This is a genomic window from Thalassotalea sediminis (genome assembly GCF_030295915.1).
GTDB lineage: Bacteria > Pseudomonadota > Gammaproteobacteria > Enterobacterales > Alteromonadaceae > Thalassotalea_C > Thalassotalea_C sediminis.
On sequence record NZ_AP027361.1, the window covers coordinates 3,485,583 to 3,506,306 of the forward strand.

Here is a 20,724-nt window from a genome sequence, read left to right on the forward strand (position 1 = left end):
TTGCCAATAATCAACGGCTTTATTCATTGCTTGATTATTTTCGCTTTGGTACCCAAGCCCACTCCATTGCACAAATGATAGGTTGTTGATTTGATTCATCGGTAATTTCGACGTTAACAAATATTTCCCCCTTATCCGTACTACAAATGATCTCTTGTTGCACTTGCGTTAACTGAGCGGTTGCCGTTAACTTTCCTTGCATACGCCTTTGATAGTCAATTTTCATTGACTTTAACAGCGGGATACAATGATCTGGTACATTCATGCCAAAAACGATACCTGTTGTTGATTCAGCTAAAACTGCAGCAGCAACCGCATGAATGGTACCAATATGATTTTGTACTTTCTTTTTATTTTTTAATTGCACTACTGCTTTTGAATCGGTCCATGAAACGATTTCAATACCAGTCGTACCGGCATACTTGACCTTTGAGCAAAAGACTCGCGTCAGCAAAAATCGCTGTATACGTGTTGGCATGAGATTAATTTTATCAATAATTTTTGCAAGTTTATTACGCATAAGTTCTCCGATGAACACCGTCAACTGGTCTGACCAATAAACTTTATCAAAGAAAAAAGCACTTGTCGTGCTTTTCTCAATTTACCACATTAAAGTTTAAAGAAATGTTCTCTATAAACTTTAAGTTCTTCTATTGATTCTCGAATATCATCAAGCGCTAGATGAACACCTTTTTTATGAACATGATTTAGCACTTCCGGCTTCCAGCGCCTTGCCAACTCTTTAACCGTACTTACATCTAAATTACGATAGTGAAAATACTGTTCGAAGTTGGGCATATATTTATTAATAAAACGTCTATCTTGGCCAATACTGTTACCGCACATTGGCGATGAACCAGACGGTACCCATGCCGTTAAAAATTCAATAGTTGCGCGTTCTGCCTCCGCTAGCGAGACATTGCTCTCTCTACAACGCTGTGTTAATCCAGATGCACCATGGGTATCAATACACCATTGGTTCATATTGTTTAACGTTTCGTCAGGTTGGTGAATAGCAAACACCGGCCCTTCTGCTAAGACGTTTAGCTGACTATCTGTAACAATGCTAGCAATTTCCAAGATAACATCGTGCTCTGGTTCAAGACCGGTCATTTCTAAATCTAACCAAATTAAGTTTGTCTCACTTAAAGACATATAATTCCCTTAATGACTTTACAGTTGCTCTATAGTAAACACTGACAAGTAATAGCTGAATGATAAATTTATCCGTATAATACGGGACAATTCACCTTGATTAAAACAATTTGTCTTATTCAAACTATATATTAACAACGATCATAATGAAAAAATTCTGTGGCAAAAGCTAAAAAACTAACAAAAGGGCAACTCAGACGTATAAAAGCTAACCAAGATAAAAAGTTAGCGCGTAAATCAGAGTCCATCCAATGGCAAGACGACGAACTCGGTGACTCACAACAAGGTGTGGTTATCAGTCGCTTTGGCCAACATGCGGATGTTGAAAGTCAATCAGGCGAAATTTTTCGCTGCAACTTGCGCCGCTCGGTAGGTTCTTTAGTGTGTGGTGATAAGGTGTTATGGCGACAAGGTAAAGAGACTCAGCATAGTATTTCAGGTGTGATTGAAGCTGTACATGAACGGCAATCGGTACTCTCTCGTCCAGATGTCTATGATGGCGTTAAGCCCATTGCAGCTAATATTACGCAGATCATTATCGTAACGTCAGTATTACCCGCATTTAATGCCGATATTATCGATCGTTATCTTGTCGCGGCAGAGCAAACCGGTATTCCTCCTATTATTTTACTTAATAAAATCGATTTATTAGACGATGAACTCACTGAGATTATTAATGAACAGCTGCAAATTTATCAGGATATTGGGTACCAAGTTCTCGCAGTCTCTAATGAGACAAAAGAAGGTATAGATATACTTAAAGCACAACTCGCTAACAATACAAGTATATTTGTAGGCCAATCAGGCGTTGGAAAGTCGACACTTACCAACTCACTAATGCCTGAGCTCGGCCTTTTAACGAAAGAAGTTTCTGGAAATTCAGGACTCGGTCAACACACGACCACAGTCGCGAGACTCTACCACTTTTTAGATGGAGGTGACTTAATTGACTCACCTGGTATTCGTGAATTTGGTTTATGGCATTTAACGCCAGAACAAGTTTGCGATGGATTTGTTGAGTTTGCTGATTATTTAGGTACTTGTAAATTCAGAGACTGTAAACACCAAACAGATCCAGGGTGTGCCTTAGTAGCAGCATGTGAAGCAGGCGCTATACACCCCGAAAGATTAGCAAGTTTTCAACGTATTTTAGCAAGTTTAAATACCAATACGTTAACTTCAAGATTTAATGATTAACTAAAATTAAAAGCAAGGAAACCCTAGTGTCCCTAGATAAAATAAAGATCGCACTGCAGTATATGATGCCAAAACACGCTATTTCTCGACTTGTCGGAAAATTTGCTGCTGCAGAAGCAGGCTGGTTAACCACAAAGGCTATTCGCTGGTTTATTAAAGCTTATAACATCAATATGGCCGAAGCCAAACTTAAGAATGCTGAAGACTTTTCAACGTTTAATGATTTTTTTACGCGTGAGTTAGAAGAAGGCGCGCGTCCAATAAACCCAAATGCCCATGAAGTCTGTTATCCTGTTGACGGTGCGATAAGTCAGCAAGGCGATATTATTGATGGACAACTCATTCAAGCGAAAGGGTTTAATTACAGCTTAACGAGTTTATTAGGCGGAAACGATGAAACAGCCAAGCCTTTTGAAAATGGCAAGTTTTCATGTATCTATTTGGCACCAAAGGATTACCACCGTATACATATGCCAATGGATGCAACACTCCGTGAGATGATCTATATCCCAGGAGAGTTATTTTCAGTAAACCCATTAACGGCAAAAAATGTACCTGATTTATTCGCTCGTAATGAACGTGTTGTAACCGTTTTTGATACTGAACATGGAAAACTCGCCATGGTATTAGTTGGTGCTACCATCGTAGCCAGTATTGAAACCACATGGGCAGGCACTATTACTCCGCCAGCAGGCAAAGATATTTTTCGTTGGCAATATCCCGTAGAAGGCTCTAGCGCTATTCATTTGAAAAAAGGCGATGAAATGGGCAGGTTTAAGTTAGGTTCAACCGTTGTTGCTACCTTCGCACCAAACATGATTGATTTTGCGCCCGATGCAGGCCCTGAAACAGTAACACGACTTGGGGAGCACTTCGCAACGTTAGCAGAAAAACCTGAGGCTAACGCGTGATTTTATTTGCTCATCGAGGCGCAAGTGGTGAATTTCCAGAAAATTCATTACTTGCCTTCGAGCAAGCAATTGAGCAAGGTGCTGATGCAATTGAACTAGATGTTCAGTTTCACTTGCCTAGTCAAAAACTTATCGTTATTCATGATCATTTTGTTGATAAAACGACACCTCAGCAAGGCCATATTAATCACTTTAGTTTGACTGAGCTATCTCAAATGCCCTTGGGGAAAGGCCAATATTTACTTAGCCTGACGCAAGCATTGTCTGCGATTAGTGGTCGTGTTCTGGTAAATGTTGAGTTGAAAACCACACCACAAAATATTCAACAATCACGCAATCTTGTATCGGCACTAGACACCGAATTGAAACAGGCAATATGTCAATTTAATTATAAACCCGAGCAACTGATTATATCTGCTTTTGATCATCAATTACTTGTTGATTGTTATCGGCAAATGCCTGCATTTAACTATGCTGCTTTAATTGCACATAACCCAATTGATAATGGATTATCTCTACTAGATGAACGTTTCTTTGCCATTAATTTGGCCATTGATTGTTTGTCACCGCAACTAGTATCACGATTGAAAGCGGCGCACAAAAAAGTCTTTGTGTATACTGTAGATAAACAAGAAGATATTAAACAGTGTTGGTCTTTATCCGTCGATGGCATTTTTACCAATTTTCCAAAAATCTCCCGTAATATAATCGAAAGAATTGCATCGCCTAAGTAAGGTTAACTGTACATATAAAAAATAAACACATATTAAACAACAAGTTACACCGTTATATTTTTTTGTATTTTTTTGTTGCTCATTTATTCAACACGAGATACGATTACATTCGTAATATAAATGTAATATGTAATACTGCTAAACAATATTGACAATAGAATGCATTAAGGAACTTCAATGGCTCAAGAAAATAATGGTGTTAAGCCAACAGAAGCCGAACTGACTTTATTAAACATACTCTGGAAAATTGGTCCGGCTACCGTCCGCCAAGTGCATGAAACAATAAGTCAGACTCAGAAAACTGGGTATACGACAGTGCTTAAAATTTTACAAATTATGCACGAAAAATCATTAGTAATTCGAGATGAAAGCAATCGAGCGCATGTATATGCTGCTGCAAACAGTGAAATGCAAACACAATCGTCATTAATTAGAGATCTCATTACACGTGCATTTGGTGGCTCTACCTCAAAACTGGTAATGCGAGCTTTAAATGAAAGCACCAGCAAAGAAGATATTGCTGATATTCGTAAGCTACTTAACGACCTTGAAAAACAGGAATAATTGCACGATAGGTGTTTTTAGGAACCATGGACAGCATAGAAAATAGCGCAGAACTCTATTATATCGCTCTTACTCTGATTCACTTTTTGTGGCAGGGTGGCTTGATTGCGCTCTTGTTAAAGTTTGGCTTAACATTAACATCATACAAACACGCAAATGCACGATATTTACTATCTACTTTTGCGATGGTTGCATGCTTAATTATGCCGATTGTGACCTTTTTAACTATTTATCAGCCCGATATTAGCCCATCTTCCCTTTTGCAAAATGCTGTTCCGCTCATGGAGTCTGGAGATTCCTTTTTATCAGCAAATAAAAATTCATGGCATCAAGACCTACTTGGTAGCCTACCAATGCTATCGGTACTTTGGCTTATTACCGTCAGTGGCTTAGCATTGAAATTGTTTATTGAATTATATCAAGTTAATCAAATACCTAAGAAGGACGTGATCCCGCCATCTGATGCGCTAACACGCACTTTTGATCAACTTGTCGATAGAATGAAACTGACACGTAAACCCAAACTTTTAATTGCCTTAAAGGTCGACGTACCTATGGCTATTGGTTGGTTAAGACCCGTCGTATTAATTCCAGCTTCTATGGTTACCGGATTAACTCCCGCGCAATTAAATATGTTAATGCTACATGAATTAGCGCACATTAGACGCCACGATTACCTTGTAAATTTATTGCAAACCTTAGTAGAAACATTACTGTTTTTTAATCCAGCAGTTCGTTGGATTTCAACGCAAATGCGTCATGAACGCGAATACTGTAGCGATGATATCGCGGTATCAATGTCAGGTGATGCATTCGCTTATGCGCACACGCTTGCTGACACCGCTAGTCTGTGCCATAAACATAGAAACCACGCTATTCCTACGATGGCAATGGCAGCATCAGGCGGCGACTTGAAAAAGCGTGTATTACGACTCGTTGATCAACACCACTGTGGTAATACTGATGAATCAGGTAAGTTTTTAGCTTCAGTACTTATTATTGTATCTGTGCTTGCAGTTGCTTTAAAACCCTACTTAAAAATGCCAATTATTGATTTGTCTTCTGGCTATATCTCTTTTGCTACAGCTACAGAACCTTCAAACTCAACAAAGTTAAATGATGCTGATCTCTCAGAAGCGTCAATTGCCAATTTATTAATTCAGCAGGACCAAACGAAAGCGAAGCTTATTGTCCCTGATGTTGAACTACCTCAAGCGAACAGTAATCAAGAGAGCAGCCTTGCGCTAAAGAACGATTTATCAATCAAGCAGGCAGTAGAAAACGATGTTGATAAATCAATAGCTATTCAAGAACAAAAATTAAATAGTCGTATTAGTGAGCCCGTGAATAAGCCTGAGGTAACTTTAACAAAATCCTCTGCGATAGTAAGTGAGCTAGAAAAAGTAACAAAAACAGAGGATGATAACCAAACCATCTTACCTCAAGTTGGTAAATCAACATCTGAAATTGCCTTTGACCGTACAGACTCTGCAAATAAGTCATCTCGGCTTGACAATCCTTACTCAAAGCAAGTGGCCGCGCTAAGTCACTCTCCTGATTTATTAAGTGAAAAAGATGACGCCCAAGCATTTCAATTACCTAAGCCTCGTGCAGCAGCGTTAGTGTTAAATACGGAAAAGCAACCTGTAGCAGCTGATTTAACACCACCTCCAACACACTCTAAAGCGTTAATAATTGTTTCTCCAGATCCTAGATATCCTTCTTCAGCAAAACGAAAGGGACTAGAACTTGATGTGAAGGTACATTTCACCATTGATAACACTGGCCGAGTTAGAAACATAGAGTTTGAAAAGAAAAGTCGCGTAAGCTACTTTAAAAGCACCATCCGCAATGCGATGGAGAAATGGCGCTTTCAACCAGCTAAGCTTAACGGTAAGCCAATTGAAAGCCAAATGTCTAAAATATTCTCGTTTAGTTTAACAGAATAGTATCGACGCTATACTTTATTCGCTCACCCCGTCATTACGATTGCGTTTACCTTTGCGCTTCGCTTTAAGTTTTTTAAACTTTTCCTGTTGCTCACTCGTCAAAATGTTATATATAGCATTTTTAACTTTTGCTCGTTGAAGCGCAGCGTCGGCCATATGTTGATAGTTTGAGTTATATAGCGTTAAAAACGCTTGTTCATTAAAACTATTACTATGGATAAGCGCTTTCAGTTTCTGACGATAACCCCTGTTTTCAGAACGGTTTTGTTGTTTATCACTTTTTGCTTGACGGTAGATAGCTTTAATTTGTTCCTTTTGTTCACTATCTAAATTTAACATTTTTGCCATCTTTGCCAATTTTGGCATGCCTTTATGGCCACATTGCTCTTTATGGTGCATACCTTTACCTTGTTCAAAAGGTAACGCATTTACATTGAAAGCTGTTGGTAAAGATAAACTAACAACCATAAACACTGTTTTTACTGTAATGTGTTTCATCGTTTTCTCCTTTAAAAAGATTCATCATTATCTTAATCCGTAGAATGCAAAGAAACGCAAAGTAATGTAAAAGTTATGTAAAGGCTAGGCGCTGCCTGTGTTGGTCAGGTAATATGATGCATAAGTAATAGCGGAGTAGGTTAACAACTATATGGAGCAAACACGTACAATTTTAATGATTGATGATGATACTGCATTGACGGCATTATTACGTGAATACCTCTCATATGAAGGCTTTGAGCTTGACGCCTGCCATGATGGTGTATCCGGGCTTGCGGCAGCAAAGAATAGTAAATATTGCCTCATTTTACTTGATGTGATGATGCCAAAGTTAAATGGTTTTGAATTATTAAAAGCCTTAGGCGGGAAACATACTACGCCTATACTCATGTTGACGGCAAAAGGTGACGAAACTGATAAAGTACTGGGTTTGGAACTTGGTGCTGATGATTATCTCGCCAAACCTTTTCAACACCGTGAACTGCTTGCGCGAATCAATGCAATTTTAAGACGCATTGATATTGTTAAGGAGCATAATGATGCTCAATCCACATACCATATAAATAATGTTAACCTCAATCCTGCATGTAGAGAAGTATACTGCCATGGCCATGCTATCGAACTAACAGGTACAGAATATCAAATTCTCATGCTGCTCATGGAACACTGCGGCACTATTGTTAGTAAAGAAACGATATCAAAGCAAGTTATGCAACGCACATTAAGTCCGTTTGATCGTAGTATTGATATGCACGTAAGCAATATACGCCGCAAGTTTTCGCCGTTTACTGATGACGAAAAAATTAAAACCATTCGTGGTGCTGGTTATTTATTTTTAGCAGGAAATGAGCAGTGATGAGCCAATTACGACGTTTTTTCAGCTCCATTGGTGTTAAGCTATTTTTTGTTTTTTGGCTGACCACAATTGCATCGATAACCCTAACGCATTACCTCACAAACCGATTAGCACAAGAAAATGTAATATTGCCAACAAACCCAAAGGACCTGGTTAAACTATCACGCATTATCAGGCAAATTGAGCATGAAAACTTTGAACATGCTGAACAGGTTATAAAGTACAGTAAAAGAGTATTTCACCATACGGTGTTTATCAAAAACCCTGCAACAAACGAAATTTTTCACTCACCGAAAAGGTTTGCCAGACCTATTGCAGAATATTTACGTAAAAATGAAATCTCTTTTCAAACGAGTATTTTATTTCACTTTGCTCGTTTAAGTGGTCCAAAGCAATTAAACATTAATAATACGCCATATCAACTTTATATTGCCTCGCGGGTTAAGCGAAGCGATATAAACGAAACAATTTTACTGCTACCGCACTGGTTTCGTTTTCTCGTCCCTATCCTCTTGAGCATGGTATTTTGTTGGGTATTTGCTAAATACCTGACGAGACCAATCCGAGCCATGGAAAAAGCCGCGCTAACCATAGGAAATGGAGACTTCAAAGCACGTGTCGAAAAAAGTAGTCATCGCCAAGATGAACTAGGGCAACTCGCCAATAGTTTTAATTTAATGGCAGATAAACTCGAAAATAACATCTCCGCTCATCAACGTCTGCTAGCAGACGTATCTCATGAGCTGCGCTCTCCACTAACACGATTGCAAATCACGTTGGGACTTTTAGATAAATCACTACCTAATACCGCACATAAAAACGACCTGATCGTACGCTGTGAAAAAGAAGTCATGCAATTGGATGATATGATCAGTAATGTTTTGACCTTATCACGCCATGAAAACACCATAGAGCCTGTTGCCCTTAGTAAATGTAACTTGTCACATCTCTTGGCTGATATTTGTGACGATGCGCAGCTTATTGCTAAAGAAAGGGACGTTATAATCAATTTATCAGTAGCGTCCAATTTACTATTAATAGCAAATGCCGAGTTGTTAACTAGCGCAATTAATAATGTGATATCAAATGCAATTAAGTATAGCCCTGCTCAACAGACAGTTGATGTCAAAGTCGAAGCCAAACACGATCACATACTGATCTCTGTGATCGATCATGGTCCAGGTGTAGAGCAACAACATTTAGATAAATTATTCGATCCATTCTACCGAGTGTCTGATTCACGTGATCGTCATAGTGGAGGTACAGGATTGGGGCTCGCGATCGCCAAGCAAGCAATTGATAAGCATAACGGAAGCATTACAGCTAAAAATCATTCTAAGGGTGGCTTAATAGTTACGATCTCATTACCCAAAAGTGATTCGTAAATAAGCATGCTAAAATTTTAATTATAAATATTCAGCCGATGAACTAACTTGATGACTTGTCTTAACAAAGAAAAAGAAAAAGCGATAGCCGACTTTTGGACGAGTTCGCAAACAGGGACTTTTTTAGGGGTAGATAAGGTCCGTTTAGCTTACGTGAAAATAGTTCAATCTTCATCATGTGCCAATATTGTTATTGCTAGCGGTCGCAGTGAAGGGTATTTAAAATATCAAGAGCTTGCCTATGATCTAGCACAGCGCGGCTATAATATTTTTATACATGACCATCGCGGCCAAGGTTTATCACAACGTTTGCTTGAAAACCCACACAAGGGTTATGTAAAGAACTTTGATCATTATGCCGACGATTTAGCAACCTTTATCAGAACCATTGTCCATGAATCGGCTGATCAAAAACCTACGTTTTTACTCGCTCATTCGATGGGTAGTGCCATTGCCTTGCGCACGCTTCAAAAATACCCACACTTGGTATCACGCGCGACATTATGCTCGCCAATGATAGCGATAAACTTTGGAAAAATACCAAATTGGATTGCCAAAACAATCATTAAAATTGGTTTAACAATTAATCAATGCTTCAGCACTAAGCCTTGGTACTTTATCGGCCATAAAAACTATCAGCCCGCTGCATTTGAAAATAATCCATTAATGGACTGTCCAGCAAGGTTTGAACGTTTTATCCACTTATATCAACTCGTTCCAAGGCTACAACTAGGTGGTGTAACCTATCAATGGCTAGCACAAGCTCTCCGTGTTAATAAACGCATCTTGCAGGAATTGAGTAACATCAAAGACCCCATCACGGTATTACAAGCGAGTGACGATAAGATTGTAGATAACAAAGCACAAAATGATTTTTGTCGGCAGTTGCATCATGAAAGCTCATTACTGTGTCAACCACACCCTATTGTCATTTCAGGAGCAAAACATGAACTACTGTTTGACATTGACGCCAGAAGAGACCAAGCGCTAGCTCACATTTATCAATCTTTTGAAACAGTTGATGTAGGGTCATGATGAATAAAAATTTCACATGGGGCTAGTTTAGCCTCAAGTACAATACGTATATCTTCACCTACTTGATGTGCTTGATATAAAGATAAATGATCATCAAGCTCTAAATGAAACTGAATAAAGCGCGTTGCACCAGATTGACGACTTCTTATGTCGTGAACACCAATGGTATCGGCATGTTCACTCACCGCTCTCTTAACAAGAGCAAGTTCGTCTTCATTTAACTCGTGATCCATTAATTGCTTAATACTTTTATGTAGTATCTGCAACGCACCATAAATGAGAAAAAAACCAACGCATACTGTAAATATACCATCCACATTAGCCCAAATATATTCTGTCGCTAACAACGATAAGAGTACAGCACCATTAAGAAGTAGATCTGATTGATAATGTAAGCTGTCGGCTTCAATGGCAATAGAATTAGTTTTAATCAACACCTTCTTTTGTATTGTCACTAATAATAACGTCAGCATGAAGGCAATAACCGTCACCCAAATACCAATATGTGTTTGCTGAATAACTGGCGGATTATAGACGTGCTCAAGGCCATGCAAAATAAGCAATATTGCTGATGCCAAAATAAATGCTGATTGAAATAACCCTGTTAAACTTTCAGCTTTACCATGACCGAACTTATGATTGTCGTCGGCAGGACGAAGTGCAATAAATAACATCACTAGATTGACAAATGAAGCGGCTAAATCAAGTAAAGAGTCTGTTGCAGATGCCAACATCGCACTCGCATCAGTTACAAACCACGCATATAGCTTTATAACAATTTGTAAAATGGCAAATGTAACGGCACATAACGCCGCGAACTTTACCCAGAATCCATACTCAGTTTTATTTGTCATAGCAGGTGTATTCCAATCACTTCGACACTCACTTTATCTTACCTAATCAACACAAAGTAAAATACATTGTTTCCATCAATCAGCTAGCGAGTATAATAACGCTTTTAGCCCTTTAATGAGAACACATTATGTTAGATGTTGTATTGTTCCAACCACAAATTCCCCCAAATACAGGAAATATCATCAGGCTGTGTGCAAACACCGGATTTAGGTTACATCTTATCGAGCCACTAGGGTTTGATTTGGATGATAAAAAGTTGAAGCGTGCCGGGCTTGATTACCATGAATTTGCCGCAATTAAGCGCTATAAAAATTTTGAAGATTTTATAACCAAGGAAACACCAGATCGAATATTAGCGATAACGACAAAAGCGACAAATTATTACGGAGATGTAACTTTTACACAAGGCGATTATCTATTATTTGGGTCTGAGACAGCAGGGTTACCTGAAGAAGTTCGGCAACAAATTCCTGATCAAGATAAAATTCGCATTCCAATGATAGAAGGAAGCCGTAGTATGAATTTATCAAACGCCACATCTGTCATAATTTACGAAGCGTGGCGTCAATTAGGCTTTAAAAATTCAGTATAACTAATTACTCGAACTTACGTTCTCGCGATAATAAATCTGACGCAGCTAGTTTGGCATTTTTCCCACAATAAAGCACTTGATAGACTTGTTCCACAATTGGCATCTCTACCTGTAAACGCTGCGCTAGCATATGTACTTCTTTGGTATTGCGATAGCCTTCCACAACCTGTCCAATATCTTTCATTGCTTGATCAACACTTACGCCTTGGCCAAGAGCCAATCCAAAACGACGATTACGAGATTGATTGTCAGTACAGGTTAAGACTAAATCACCTAACCCCGCCATCCCCATAAATGTTGTAGGCTCGGCATTTAGCGCCGCACCAAGACGTGTCATTTCCACTAAGCCACGGGTAATTAAAGCAGTGCGAGCATTCGCACCAAAACCAATTCCGTCCGCCATACCCGCACCAATTGCGATAACATTTTTAACCGCACCACCAAGTTGTACGCCAATAAAATCGCTATTTGAATAGACTCTAAAGGTTTTTTCGCAGTGCAGTAAATGAGAGAGGTCATCAACGAACTGCTGATCCGTTGAAGATACAGAAATGGCGGTTGGTAGACCGGCAGCCATTTCTTTCGCAAATGTAGGGCCAGAAAGTACAGCTAATGCAATATCATTACCGAGAATTTGCCTCGCTACATCTTGCAATAAACAGCCAGTATCTGGATCAAGCCCTTTAGTTGCCCAGGCGACTCGCGCTTTTTCTGTAAGATTAGGTTTAATCGTTTTCAGTAAACCTGCAAATGCGTGACTGGGTACAACAACAAGAATATTGTCACTTGCTGATACAGCATAGGATAAATCATCTGTTGTCGTTAATGTTTCTGGAAATTTAGCGCCTGATAAATATTGTTCATTGGCTCGTGCTGTTGCCATTTTTGACATTTGTGCGGCATCACGGCCCCACAATAACGTTTTGTGTCCATTACGAGCAAAACAAATAGCAAGGGCAGTTCCGTAAGAACCTGCCCCTAATATAGTGATATCCACTGGCAACTGGGTAGTCATTAGTGAGTTTCAGTACTCGCAGGTGCTTCACCTTGCTCTGCTGCGCGCTGCTGTACATATGAAGCAAACAAGGCATCAAAATTTACTGGCGCTAAATTAATTTGTGGGAATGAACCTCGATTCACTAGGTTAAAAACCGCTTCACGTGCATATGGGAATAAAGTTGCTGGGCAAAATGCACCAATAGTGTGTGCAAGTTGTGCTTCTGGTAAATTACCAATAGTGAAAATACCTGCTTGTTGAACTTCAGCTAAAAAGGCAGTTTGTCCATCAACAGTAGCAGTTACCGTTAGTGCTAAACATACTTCATAAGTATCATCAGCAAGTTTCGCTGAACGCGTATCCAAATCAAGCTTCATTTCAGGTTTCCATTCTTTTTGAAAGATAGCCGGAGAATTCGGCGTTTCAAAAGAAATATCCTTCGTGTAAACACGTTGAATTGCGAATTGTGGTGCTTGTTCGGCGCCTTCTGTGCTGCTTTGATTTTCGTCAGCCATAATAAATTTCCTTTGTTAAATGTTGATTGCTCAACATAGATTCTTTAATTTAAATATTTACGCTTTAGCTAATAAGGCGTCAAGTTCATTACGCGCATGTAGCGCATATAATTCGTCACAGCCACCAACATGATGCCCATGAATAAAAATCTGAGGTACCGTGTAGGCGCCATTAGCTCTTTCGATCATTTTTTCTCGTAGTGCAGCATTACCGTCTATTTTAATTTCTTGGTAAGCCACCTTCTTCTGATCAAGTAACATTTTCGCTCGCATACAAAAGCCACAAGTAACCTTTGTATATATTTCAATAGCCATGATGAACTCTCAATGATTATTTATTTTTGGTTACTGGTAAGCCAGCTCCCGTCCAAGCACCCATGCCACCTTTTAACACACTGACATTACCAAAGCCTGATTTCGACATTTTATTAGCAACATTTGATGCGGATACGCCCGCAGCGCATACTAGAATAATGGGTTTATCTTTAAGTTTTTCAAGCGTTGAAAAATCATCTTTCTTCGCTTTATCACTTGGTAAGTGTTTTGCGTCGATAATTCTCGCAGCTTTAAACTCTTTTTCGGTACGAATATCAACCACAACACCATCTTGTCTGTTAACTAAAAATGTTAATTCTTGAGGAGATAACTGTTTGATTGGAGAAAGCTTTATGCGAATAGTCATGACAATAATCGCCAAGAAAATACCGACCCAAGCCGCGGTCAACATAGGATGATTTCCTAAAAACGCAATAAATTGTTCCATCTCTTTTACAATATTTAAGTTCGAAAAATTTGCCGACAGTATACAGATTACGAGATTTTTTTACAGGTTTATTCCTCGATTATTATCCGTATTATAAAAACGCACCAACAACTCATTTTTGAGATAAAAGCAGCTAAAGAATGCCGTCATCTCAGTAATAGACGATTTTCTACATAGCCTGATAGCTTTTATTAGAACGATTTTGTCTATCTCGATTGCAGCAATTTACACTCGCAATTGATATACTGCACAGCAGTTTACGTTCGCTGTAAAAAATTATGTTAGGAAAAGGTATGGCAAAGAAAAAACCAACGGTATTAATCATTTTAGATGGTTGGGGTTATCGTGAAAATCAAGAATCTAACGCAATTCAACATGCAAAAACGCCAATTTTAGATAACCTTTGGGCAACGCGACCTAAAATGCTTATCGAGACCTCTGGCATGGCTGTCGGCTTGCCTAATGGCCAAATGGGTAATTCTGAAGTTGGCCACGTAAATTTGGGTGCTGGTCGCATTGTTTATCAAGACTTTACCCGCATCACTAAAGCAATAGAAGATGATACATTTAAACACGTGCCTGCACTTGTCTCAGCAGTAGATGAAGCGGTAAAAAAAGACAATGCCGTCCATATCTGTGGTTTAATGTCACCTGGCGGCGTGCATAGCCATGAAGACCATATTTTTGCCATGATTGATCTCGCCCACGCAAGAGGTGCCAAAAAAATATATCTTCATGCCTTTCTAGACGGAAGAGATACTCCTCCACGAAGCGCAAAAAAATCGTTGCAAAAAGCACAAGATAAATTCAAATCGTTGGGCTCGGGCCAAGTTGCCTCTATCATTGGCCGATATTATGCTATGGATAGAGATCAACGTTGGGAACGTGTTGAAGCAGCCTATAACCTCATGGTGCTCGGTGAAGCAGACTATCTAGCCTCAGATGCTGTATCTGGCCTTGACGCTGCATATAAGCGTGATGAAAATGACGAGTTTGTTAAAGCAACAGCGATACCAAATAACAACGGTGAAGTGATAACCGTTGATGACGGTGATGCCATCGTATTTATGAACTTTAGGGCTGATCGAGCAAGACAATTTACGCGCGCATTTGTAGAACCAGAGTTCAACGGGTTTACCAAGAAAAAAATTCCTCAATTAGCAGACTTTGTTATGTTAACTGAATATGCAGCCGATATTCAGACATCAAGCGCATTCCCACCTGAAGCGTTAAATAATGTGCTGGGTGAATGGTTAGAAAAACATAATAAAACCCAATTACGCATATCGGAAACAGAGAAATACGCACACGTTACTTTTTTCTTTAGTGGTGGCAAAGAAGATACTTTTGTTGGTGAAGAAAGAATTCTAGTGCCTTCCCCGCAGGTGGCAACCTATGATTTACAACCGGAAATGAATGCACCACTACTCACTGAAAAATTAGTAGCAGCAATCGAGTCAGGTGATTTTGACTTCATCGTAGTTAATTACCCTAACGGAGACATGGTTGGCCATACAGGTAAATTTGATGCTGCCGTTAAAGCCTGTGAAGCCGTTGATACATGTATTGGTAAAGTAGTTTCTGCCTTAGAAAATGTCGGCGGAGAGTGTTTGATCACCGCTGATCATGGTAACGCTGAACAAATGAAGGATAATCAAACTGGCCAAGCACATACCGCTCATACCTGCGAACCTGTACCTTTAATCTATGTTGGACGAAACGCAGTACCAGCATCCACAGGCGCGCTTAGTGACATTGCTCCAACCATTTTAACCTTAATGGATTTACCACAACCTGAAGAAATGACAGGTTCAAATTTGATGGAGCTTACTACATAATAGCGCGATACACATTGTTCAACGAGATAAGCCGTAGCATGAAGATATGCAGCCAAGGTTACAAATGGCCGTTTAAAAAGCGAGTACTTACTCGCTTTTTAACAATAGCTATTATGCTACTTTCTCCACTTTCTTTTGCTCAAGAAGACGCAACTGACGATAAATTAGATAAAGTAAAGCAAGCGATTGCGAAAGAAAAAAACACGATACAACAAGTTGATAAAGAGCGCGCCAGCCTACTTGACCAATTAAAAAAAGATGAACTTGCGATTTCTAAACAAGCTAAAGCACTCAATAATACGGTTCAACAGCTGGCAAAAACGCAAAAAACATTAACGGAACTAGCCTCTGAAAAACAGCAACTATTATCGGATAAGCGTCAACAAGAAAGCCTACTGGCTAAACAATTGCGTACTGCATATAGTTCTGGGCATCACGACTACTTAAAACTCATTTTGAATCAAGAGAATCCCGGTAAAGTACAACGTACGGTGAGTTATTATCAGTACTTAAACAAAGCGAGAATTGAAGAAATTGAAACTTTTCAAGCCACGATTCTCCGTTTGAATAAAGTAGAAGAAAAGCAACAACACCAACAGCAACAACTTGCGCAACTAAAAACGCAACAAGTGCAAGAAAAACGTGAGCTCGAAAAAGGTAAAAGTCGTCGAGAAAAAACGGTCAAAGCATTAAACAATCAGTTAATGACAGCCAAACAGCAACTTGAAAAACTAGAAGCTGAAGAAGAAAACTTAGTCGCCGCCTTAGCGCGTATAGCGCGATTAAGTAAACAAGATTTTGCCTTGAGTGGATTATCAAAGCTAAGAGGCAAGCTTAATTGGCCGGTAAAAGGCAAATTAAGTAGAAGCTATGGTTCAAGGAAACAAGGTTATTTGAAATGGAAAGGGGTATTACTGTCTGCCCCCTTAGGAAGAACAATTTCAACAATTCATAACGGTGTTGTGCTTTTTTCAGACTGGTTAAAAGGATACGGTCTGGTAACTGTAGTCGATCATGGTAACGGTTACATGAGTTTATATGGGCATAATCAAGCGTTGCTAAAGTCCGTTGGCGATCGCGTTGAAACAGGTGAGCCGATTGCACTTGTTGGTCAAAGTGGTGGACAAAATCAGTCAGCATTGTATTTCGAAATTCGTCATAATGGCAAAGCTGTAAACCCTAAAATTTGGTGTCGATAACGTCGATTAATTCACTAATAGTGTCGAATAATTAAGTTTTAGTTGTTAGACTCAAGAGAATAATAAAAAACTACGATATTCATGATTAAACATCTGTGCCTATTATTTTTAATTTCCTTTACTTGTCATAGCATCGCTCAACATGCAAAAGTGGCAATAATTATTGATGATATTGGTTACCGCAAAACAGATATTCAAACGTTAGAACTGCCAGGCAATATTACCTATGCTGTGCTACCACATACACCTTTTGGCAAGCATATCGCACAACTAGCTTTTCAAGCTAAAAATGATGTCATTATTCATGTACCGATGGAATCAACATCCGGTAAAAAATTAGGTCCAGGCGGACTTACCGCCCAGATGGATGAAACTGAAATTCGCCATGCGCTGACATTAGCATTGGAAGAAATACCTTTTGCTGTCGGCATTAATAATCATATGGGCAGTAAACTCACCACCTTATACTCACCGATGGCGTGGACAATGCGTTTTCTTAAAGAAAAAGACCTTATCTTTATAGATAGCGTAACAACGCGTAATTCGAAAGCAAGACGTCTTGCAAAACAGTTTTCTGTACCTAACCTTAGCCGTCGTGTTTTTCTTGATAATCAACTAGATCAAGCTTACATCAAGCAACAGTTTGATGAACTTATCTATCATGCGAAGCGCAATAAAAGTGTAGTAGCAATCGCACATCCACACCCAGAAACCATTAAAGCGTTAAAATCCTTTATTCCTGAACTCAAAAAACACAATATAGACCTTGTGAAAATCTCAGCGCTTTTACCTAAAAAACCAAGACTTGTAACACAAATGATCGCTGAAGAAGAATAGCAACTAAAACGGCACCTTGTTACGCTTTAAAAGCGCTAATACGTGCTTTATTGGAATAGCATAGGTAATACCGCTTGGATTTGTTATCACACCTTCTTTGGTTTTTTGCACAAAGACTTTATTGATAACCCCTACTACCTTACCAGAACTAATTTCATACAGTGCACTACCACTATTGCCTGGATAGGCAGTAGCATCTAATTGATATACCAAATAAGGGTCTCTTAATCGCTTTAACATCGCAATGTTTATTTGACGAGCATCCGCAACAGGGGCAATTGTAGGGGTAATACTGGCAATGATTCCTCGGTGAGTTACAGGGTAGAGACCTAGTACAGCGCCAATAGGAAAGCCAGTAAAAGCGACATAGCTGCCCTCTCGAATAAAGTCCTCACCGGCAAGTGTCATAGCGGGTAATGGTGGCCCTTCAACCTGTAATAACGCGAGATCATACTTAGCGGATGAATCAAGTAAGCGTGCTTTTCGTACAACAGCTTGTTTACCTGAACCAACAAAGATGGCAAGCTGCTGCTTTAATGACGAATCTAATGTATCAGGTACAACATGATGATTAGTTATAATATATTGCCCATTAGCAACAACGAACCCTGTACCATATAATTGATTTTTCGGCCTTCCTGTTGGTGTATATACCCCAACACCAACAACTGACGGTTTAATGTTATCTAACGTATCTGCCAGTTCACTTGATTGCGCGATCATAGGTAATAATACGCAACACCACATCAGCCATTTAATCATTTATATTCCATCCGCTCAAAACAATATAGGTTTATCTAACACAATCTATACTATTTATTATGCATTATTGTCGCTATTGACCATAATTATTTTGATAACAATAAGTTAGTTTTTAAGTGAATACTATGAGTACACAAAAAATTGTCCCTATTCTCGCTGGTGGTGGTACCCGATTACCCGCACACGTTGGTATTTTGCAAGCGCTAGATGAGTTCGATATAGCATTTGATAATATTGTTGGCGTTTCAGGCGGCAGTATTATTAGCAGCCTATATGCTTCTGGTCTTTCAATTGCTGAAGTAAAACATATTGCACTAAATACAGATTATTCAACATTTAGAGGCTTTTCGTTATTTAAACTACTGCGTAATGGTGGCCTCAGTTCAGGAGATGTCTTTGAACGTTGGGTCGACCGCTTGTTACACGGTAAGACATTCAAAGAAATGAAGTACAACCTACATATCGTTGCTACCGATGTTGCTCGCGGTAAGCCAGTTATCTTTAACAAAGAGCGTACGCCAGATGTAAAAGTGTCCTTAGCGGTTCGGTTTTCTATGTCCATCCCGCTAGTATTCAGCTTTAAAAAGTTTAACGATCACCTCATGGTTGATGGCAGCATTTTATCCGAAGATGCCTTGCACAGAGATTGGGCAGATGATGGTACACCTGTCGTATGCTTTCGATTAAAAGGAGATTACGAATATGATGACATTAAAATTAAAGGCATGTTTCCTATCGTACAATATGTCAGCTTATTAATTCGTACTTTTATGACAACGATTTCGCGAGAATATATAAACGAAGCGTTTTGGCATAATACGGTCGTCGTCAATACTGGAACATCCTCTGCCGTTGATTTTACCATGACACCAGCACAGAAAGAGGTTTTATATTTTAAGGGCTACCATACGGCAACAAAGATCTTACCTATCAAAGTCAAGGCATTAACAATTGGCGATAAAAAGACCGTAAAAGTTTAATTTAATGATATAAAGCAAATAGATAGCAACGATTAAGCTTTTGTATTAACATGCCACAATACAAGCTGTTTACTTTTTTGTATGCGATAAACGCGGCTTACCATATTCATTTTTACAGGCAAAAACAGTATCAAAGTTATCACTTTATCATTGGTGATACTAAAATCAGTCAACATGCATCACATATTATATGGAATGCCACATACACTTAATCGTTTATAAGGTTTTATCAAGGACATGAGTGGATATTCAATAGCAGGGAATTTTGATCAGTATTTCAGCATCAAACTCGCTAATACTAAGGAATTAAAACAAGAAGCCTACAAAATCAGGCATGCAGTATATTGTGAAGAACTGAAATGGGAGGCATGCAGTGACAATGGCTTTGAAACGGATGAATATGACGATCATGCTTTTCACTGTTTACTTGAGCATAAAAGAACAGGACGATACGCAGGCTGTATACGCTTAATAATTCCCCCTGAAAACGCTAAGAACTTTCAACTCCCTTTTGAAAAAAACTGTCTTGAAAGTGCAAGAGCTGATGTACTCGATACACAAGCACTACCAAGAGGTAGCTTTGGAGAAATATCTAGGCTTGCCGTGCTATCATCCTTCAGACGACGGGAGAAAGAAAAAAACAAGCCGTTTGTACTAGAGAGTGTAGACCCAGAAACAATGTACTATGAAGAAGAGCGAAGAAATTTTCCTAATATCGCCATAGGTCTATATTTAGGGGGGATTGCCTTAGCCAGTTTATGTAACCACCTTGGCATTATAGTTATGATGGAACCAAGACTTAATAGACGCCTTCAACGATTTGGCTTGCCTTTTGAACAAGTGGGTGATGAAGTCGACTATCATGGAAATAGAGCAATGTTTTTTCTTAAAAAGGAACACTTTCACTATGCATTGAATGATCAAATGCAGGAACTTTATCAAATCGTTTATCAGTCGTTAGCAGCACAAATTAAACTCAAACCATACAGTGATAAGTCTCAATATCGAATTCCAGACATAGTGCAGTCTACTTCTGGTAGCATTACACCGCTATCGCAACGTGTAACACTCTAATAAATTCAACTATGCTAACAGCTAAAAC

The 20,724-nt window shown here is 39.1% G+C and carries 23 protein-coding genes; 14 read left to right on the forward strand and 9 right to left on the reverse strand.

The genetic code is table 11. From position 1 onward, the window contains the following. Positions 1-34 precede the first annotated feature (34 nt). Positions 35-520 (reverse strand): DUF4442 domain-containing protein, encoded by a 486-nt coding sequence (locus QUE09_RS15825; protein WP_286233841.1) that lies wholly within the window; start codon positions 518-520, stop codon positions 35-37. Between the two features lie 89 nt (positions 521-609). After that, the gene (orn, locus tag QUE09_RS15830; protein WP_286233842.1) at positions 610-1,155 is read right to left on the reverse strand and encodes an oligoribonuclease; all 546 of its coding nucleotides are present in this window, start codon (positions 1,153-1,155) and stop codon (positions 610-612) included. Positions 1,156-1,314: 159 nt separating this feature from the next. Between orn and rsgA the strand changes: the two genes are divergently transcribed. The 5 genes from rsgA to QUE09_RS15855 all read left to right on the forward strand — a co-directional run bounded on the left by rsgA (position 1,315) and on the right by QUE09_RS15855 (position 6,510). Further along, the gene (rsgA, locus tag QUE09_RS15835; RefSeq protein ID WP_286233843.1) at positions 1,315-2,352 is read left to right on the forward strand and encodes a small ribosomal subunit biogenesis GTPase RsgA; all 1,038 of its coding nucleotides are present in this window, start codon (positions 1,315-1,317) and stop codon (positions 2,350-2,352) included. Positions 2,353-2,378: 26 nt separating this feature from the next. Further along, positions 2,379-3,263, forward strand: coding sequence for an archaetidylserine decarboxylase (gene asd, locus QUE09_RS15840; protein ID WP_491590188.1), 885 nt, complete (start codon positions 2,379-2,381; stop codon positions 3,261-3,263). Then, positions 3,260-3,997, forward strand: coding sequence for a glycerophosphodiester phosphodiesterase (locus QUE09_RS15845; protein ID WP_286233844.1), 738 nt, complete (start codon positions 3,260-3,262; stop codon positions 3,995-3,997). Before asd ends, QUE09_RS15845 begins: the two co-directional genes overlap by 4 nt. A gap of 177 nt (positions 3,998-4,174) precedes the next feature. Then, on the forward strand, positions 4,175-4,561 hold the full coding sequence (locus tag QUE09_RS15850; RefSeq protein WP_286233845.1) for a BlaI/MecI/CopY family transcriptional regulator: 387 nt from the start codon (positions 4,175-4,177) through the stop codon (positions 4,559-4,561). Positions 4,562-4,587: 26 nt separating this feature from the next. Beyond that, entirely contained in the window at positions 4,588-6,510 is a 1,923-nt protein-coding gene (locus QUE09_RS15855) for a M56 family metallopeptidase (RefSeq protein ID WP_286233846.1), read from the forward strand. Between the two features lie 15 nt (positions 6,511-6,525). Here QUE09_RS15855 and QUE09_RS15860 read toward each other — a convergent pair whose 3' ends face one another. Next, complete coding sequence (locus QUE09_RS15860) at positions 6,526-7,008, reverse strand: Spy/CpxP family protein refolding chaperone (RefSeq protein WP_286233847.1); 483 nt, start codon at positions 7,006-7,008, stop codon at positions 6,526-6,528. Between the two features lie 151 nt (positions 7,009-7,159). On the opposite strand from QUE09_RS15860, the gene QUE09_RS15865 reads away from it, so the two are divergent. From QUE09_RS15865 to QUE09_RS15875, 3 genes are read left to right on the forward strand one after another with little or no spacing between them, the layout of a single operon-like run. Further along, on the forward strand, positions 7,160-7,864 hold the full coding sequence (locus tag QUE09_RS15865; protein ID WP_286233848.1) for a response regulator: 705 nt from the start codon (positions 7,160-7,162) through the stop codon (positions 7,862-7,864). Continuing rightward, positions 7,864-9,249, forward strand: coding sequence for an ATP-binding protein (locus tag QUE09_RS15870; protein ID WP_286233849.1), 1,386 nt, complete (start codon positions 7,864-7,866; stop codon positions 9,247-9,249). Before QUE09_RS15865 ends, QUE09_RS15870 begins: the two co-directional genes overlap by 1 nt. Before the next feature lie 51 nt (positions 9,250-9,300). Next, positions 9,301-10,284: an alpha/beta fold hydrolase gene (locus QUE09_RS15875; RefSeq protein ID WP_286233850.1), complete on the forward strand. Its 984-nt coding sequence runs from the start codon at positions 9,301-9,303 to the stop codon at positions 10,282-10,284. Here QUE09_RS15875 and QUE09_RS15880 read toward each other — a convergent pair. Continuing rightward, the gene (locus QUE09_RS15880; protein ID WP_286233851.1) at positions 10,251-11,138 is read right to left on the reverse strand and encodes a cation diffusion facilitator family transporter; all 888 of its coding nucleotides are present in this window, start codon (positions 11,136-11,138) and stop codon (positions 10,251-10,253) included. The genes QUE09_RS15875 and QUE09_RS15880 overlap by 34 nt on opposite strands. A 128-nt stretch (positions 11,139-11,266) precedes the next feature. On the opposite strand from QUE09_RS15880, the gene trmL reads away from it, so the two are divergent. Then, positions 11,267-11,731: a tRNA (uridine(34)/cytosine(34)/5-carboxymethylaminomethyluridine(34)-2'-O)-methyltransferase TrmL gene (gene trmL, locus QUE09_RS15885; protein ID WP_286233852.1), complete on the forward strand. Its 465-nt coding sequence runs from the start codon at positions 11,267-11,269 to the stop codon at positions 11,729-11,731. A gap of 4 nt (positions 11,732-11,735) precedes the next feature. Here the strand turns inward: trmL and gpsA are convergent, their stop codons facing one another. The 4 genes from gpsA to QUE09_RS15905 are packed head-to-tail and all read right to left on the reverse strand — an operon-like array spanning position 11,736 to position 14,006. Then, positions 11,736-12,746 carry an NAD(P)H-dependent glycerol-3-phosphate dehydrogenase gene (gpsA, locus tag QUE09_RS15890; RefSeq protein ID WP_286233853.1) on the reverse strand — a complete coding sequence of 337 codons (1,011 nt, stop codon included), beginning with the start codon at positions 12,744-12,746 and terminating at the stop codon, positions 11,736-11,738. Further along, positions 12,746-13,243 carry a protein-export chaperone SecB gene (gene secB / locus QUE09_RS15895; RefSeq protein ID WP_286233854.1) on the reverse strand — a complete coding sequence of 166 codons (498 nt, stop codon included), beginning with the start codon at positions 13,241-13,243 and terminating at the stop codon, positions 12,746-12,748. The genes gpsA and secB overlap by 1 nt, the downstream gene beginning before the upstream one ends. Before the next feature lie 57 nt (positions 13,244-13,300). After that, complete coding sequence (gene grxC / locus QUE09_RS15900) at positions 13,301-13,558, reverse strand: glutaredoxin 3 (RefSeq protein ID WP_434017224.1); 258 nt, start codon at positions 13,556-13,558, stop codon at positions 13,301-13,303. A gap of 16 nt (positions 13,559-13,574) precedes the next feature. After that, positions 13,575-14,006 carry a rhodanese-like domain-containing protein gene (locus QUE09_RS15905; RefSeq protein WP_286233855.1) on the reverse strand — a complete coding sequence of 144 codons (432 nt, stop codon included), beginning with the start codon at positions 14,004-14,006 and terminating at the stop codon, positions 13,575-13,577. Positions 14,007-14,299: 293 nt separating this feature from the next. Here QUE09_RS15905 and gpmM point away from each other — a divergent pair, with 293 nt between their 5' ends. The 3 genes from gpmM to QUE09_RS15920 all read left to right on the forward strand — a co-directional run bounded on the left by gpmM (position 14,300) and on the right by QUE09_RS15920 (position 17,880). Then, positions 14,300-15,844 carry a 2,3-bisphosphoglycerate-independent phosphoglycerate mutase gene (gene gpmM, locus QUE09_RS15910; RefSeq protein ID WP_286233856.1) on the forward strand — a complete coding sequence of 515 codons (1,545 nt, stop codon included), beginning with the start codon at positions 14,300-14,302 and terminating at the stop codon, positions 15,842-15,844. Positions 15,845-15,882: 38 nt separating this feature from the next. Then, positions 15,883-17,043, forward strand: coding sequence for a murein hydrolase activator EnvC family protein (locus QUE09_RS15915; RefSeq protein ID WP_286233857.1), 1,161 nt, complete (start codon positions 15,883-15,885; stop codon positions 17,041-17,043). Between the two features lie 81 nt (positions 17,044-17,124). Beyond that, a complete protein-coding gene (locus QUE09_RS15920) occupies positions 17,125-17,880 on the forward strand; it encodes a divergent polysaccharide deacetylase family protein (RefSeq protein WP_286233858.1) in 756 nt (251 codons plus the stop codon). Positions 17,881-17,883: 3 nt separating this feature from the next. On the opposite strand, the gene QUE09_RS15925 is transcribed toward QUE09_RS15920, so the two are convergent. Further along, positions 17,884-18,642: a S1 family peptidase gene (locus QUE09_RS15925; RefSeq protein ID WP_286233859.1), complete on the reverse strand. Its 759-nt coding sequence runs from the start codon at positions 18,640-18,642 to the stop codon at positions 17,884-17,886. 125 nt (positions 18,643-18,767) lie between these two features. Here QUE09_RS15925 and QUE09_RS15930 point away from each other — a divergent pair, with 125 nt between their 5' ends. Together QUE09_RS15930 and QUE09_RS15935 are read left to right on the forward strand one after the other, a co-directional pair. Beyond that, positions 18,768-19,622 carry a patatin-like phospholipase family protein gene (locus QUE09_RS15930; protein ID WP_286233860.1) on the forward strand — a complete coding sequence of 285 codons (855 nt, stop codon included), beginning with the start codon at positions 18,768-18,770 and terminating at the stop codon, positions 19,620-19,622. 237 nt (positions 19,623-19,859) lie between these two features. Then, positions 19,860-20,696: a PEP-CTERM/exosortase system-associated acyltransferase gene (locus QUE09_RS15935; RefSeq protein ID WP_286233861.1), complete on the forward strand. Its 837-nt coding sequence runs from the start codon at positions 19,860-19,862 to the stop codon at positions 20,694-20,696. Positions 20,697-20,724 lie beyond the last annotated feature (28 nt).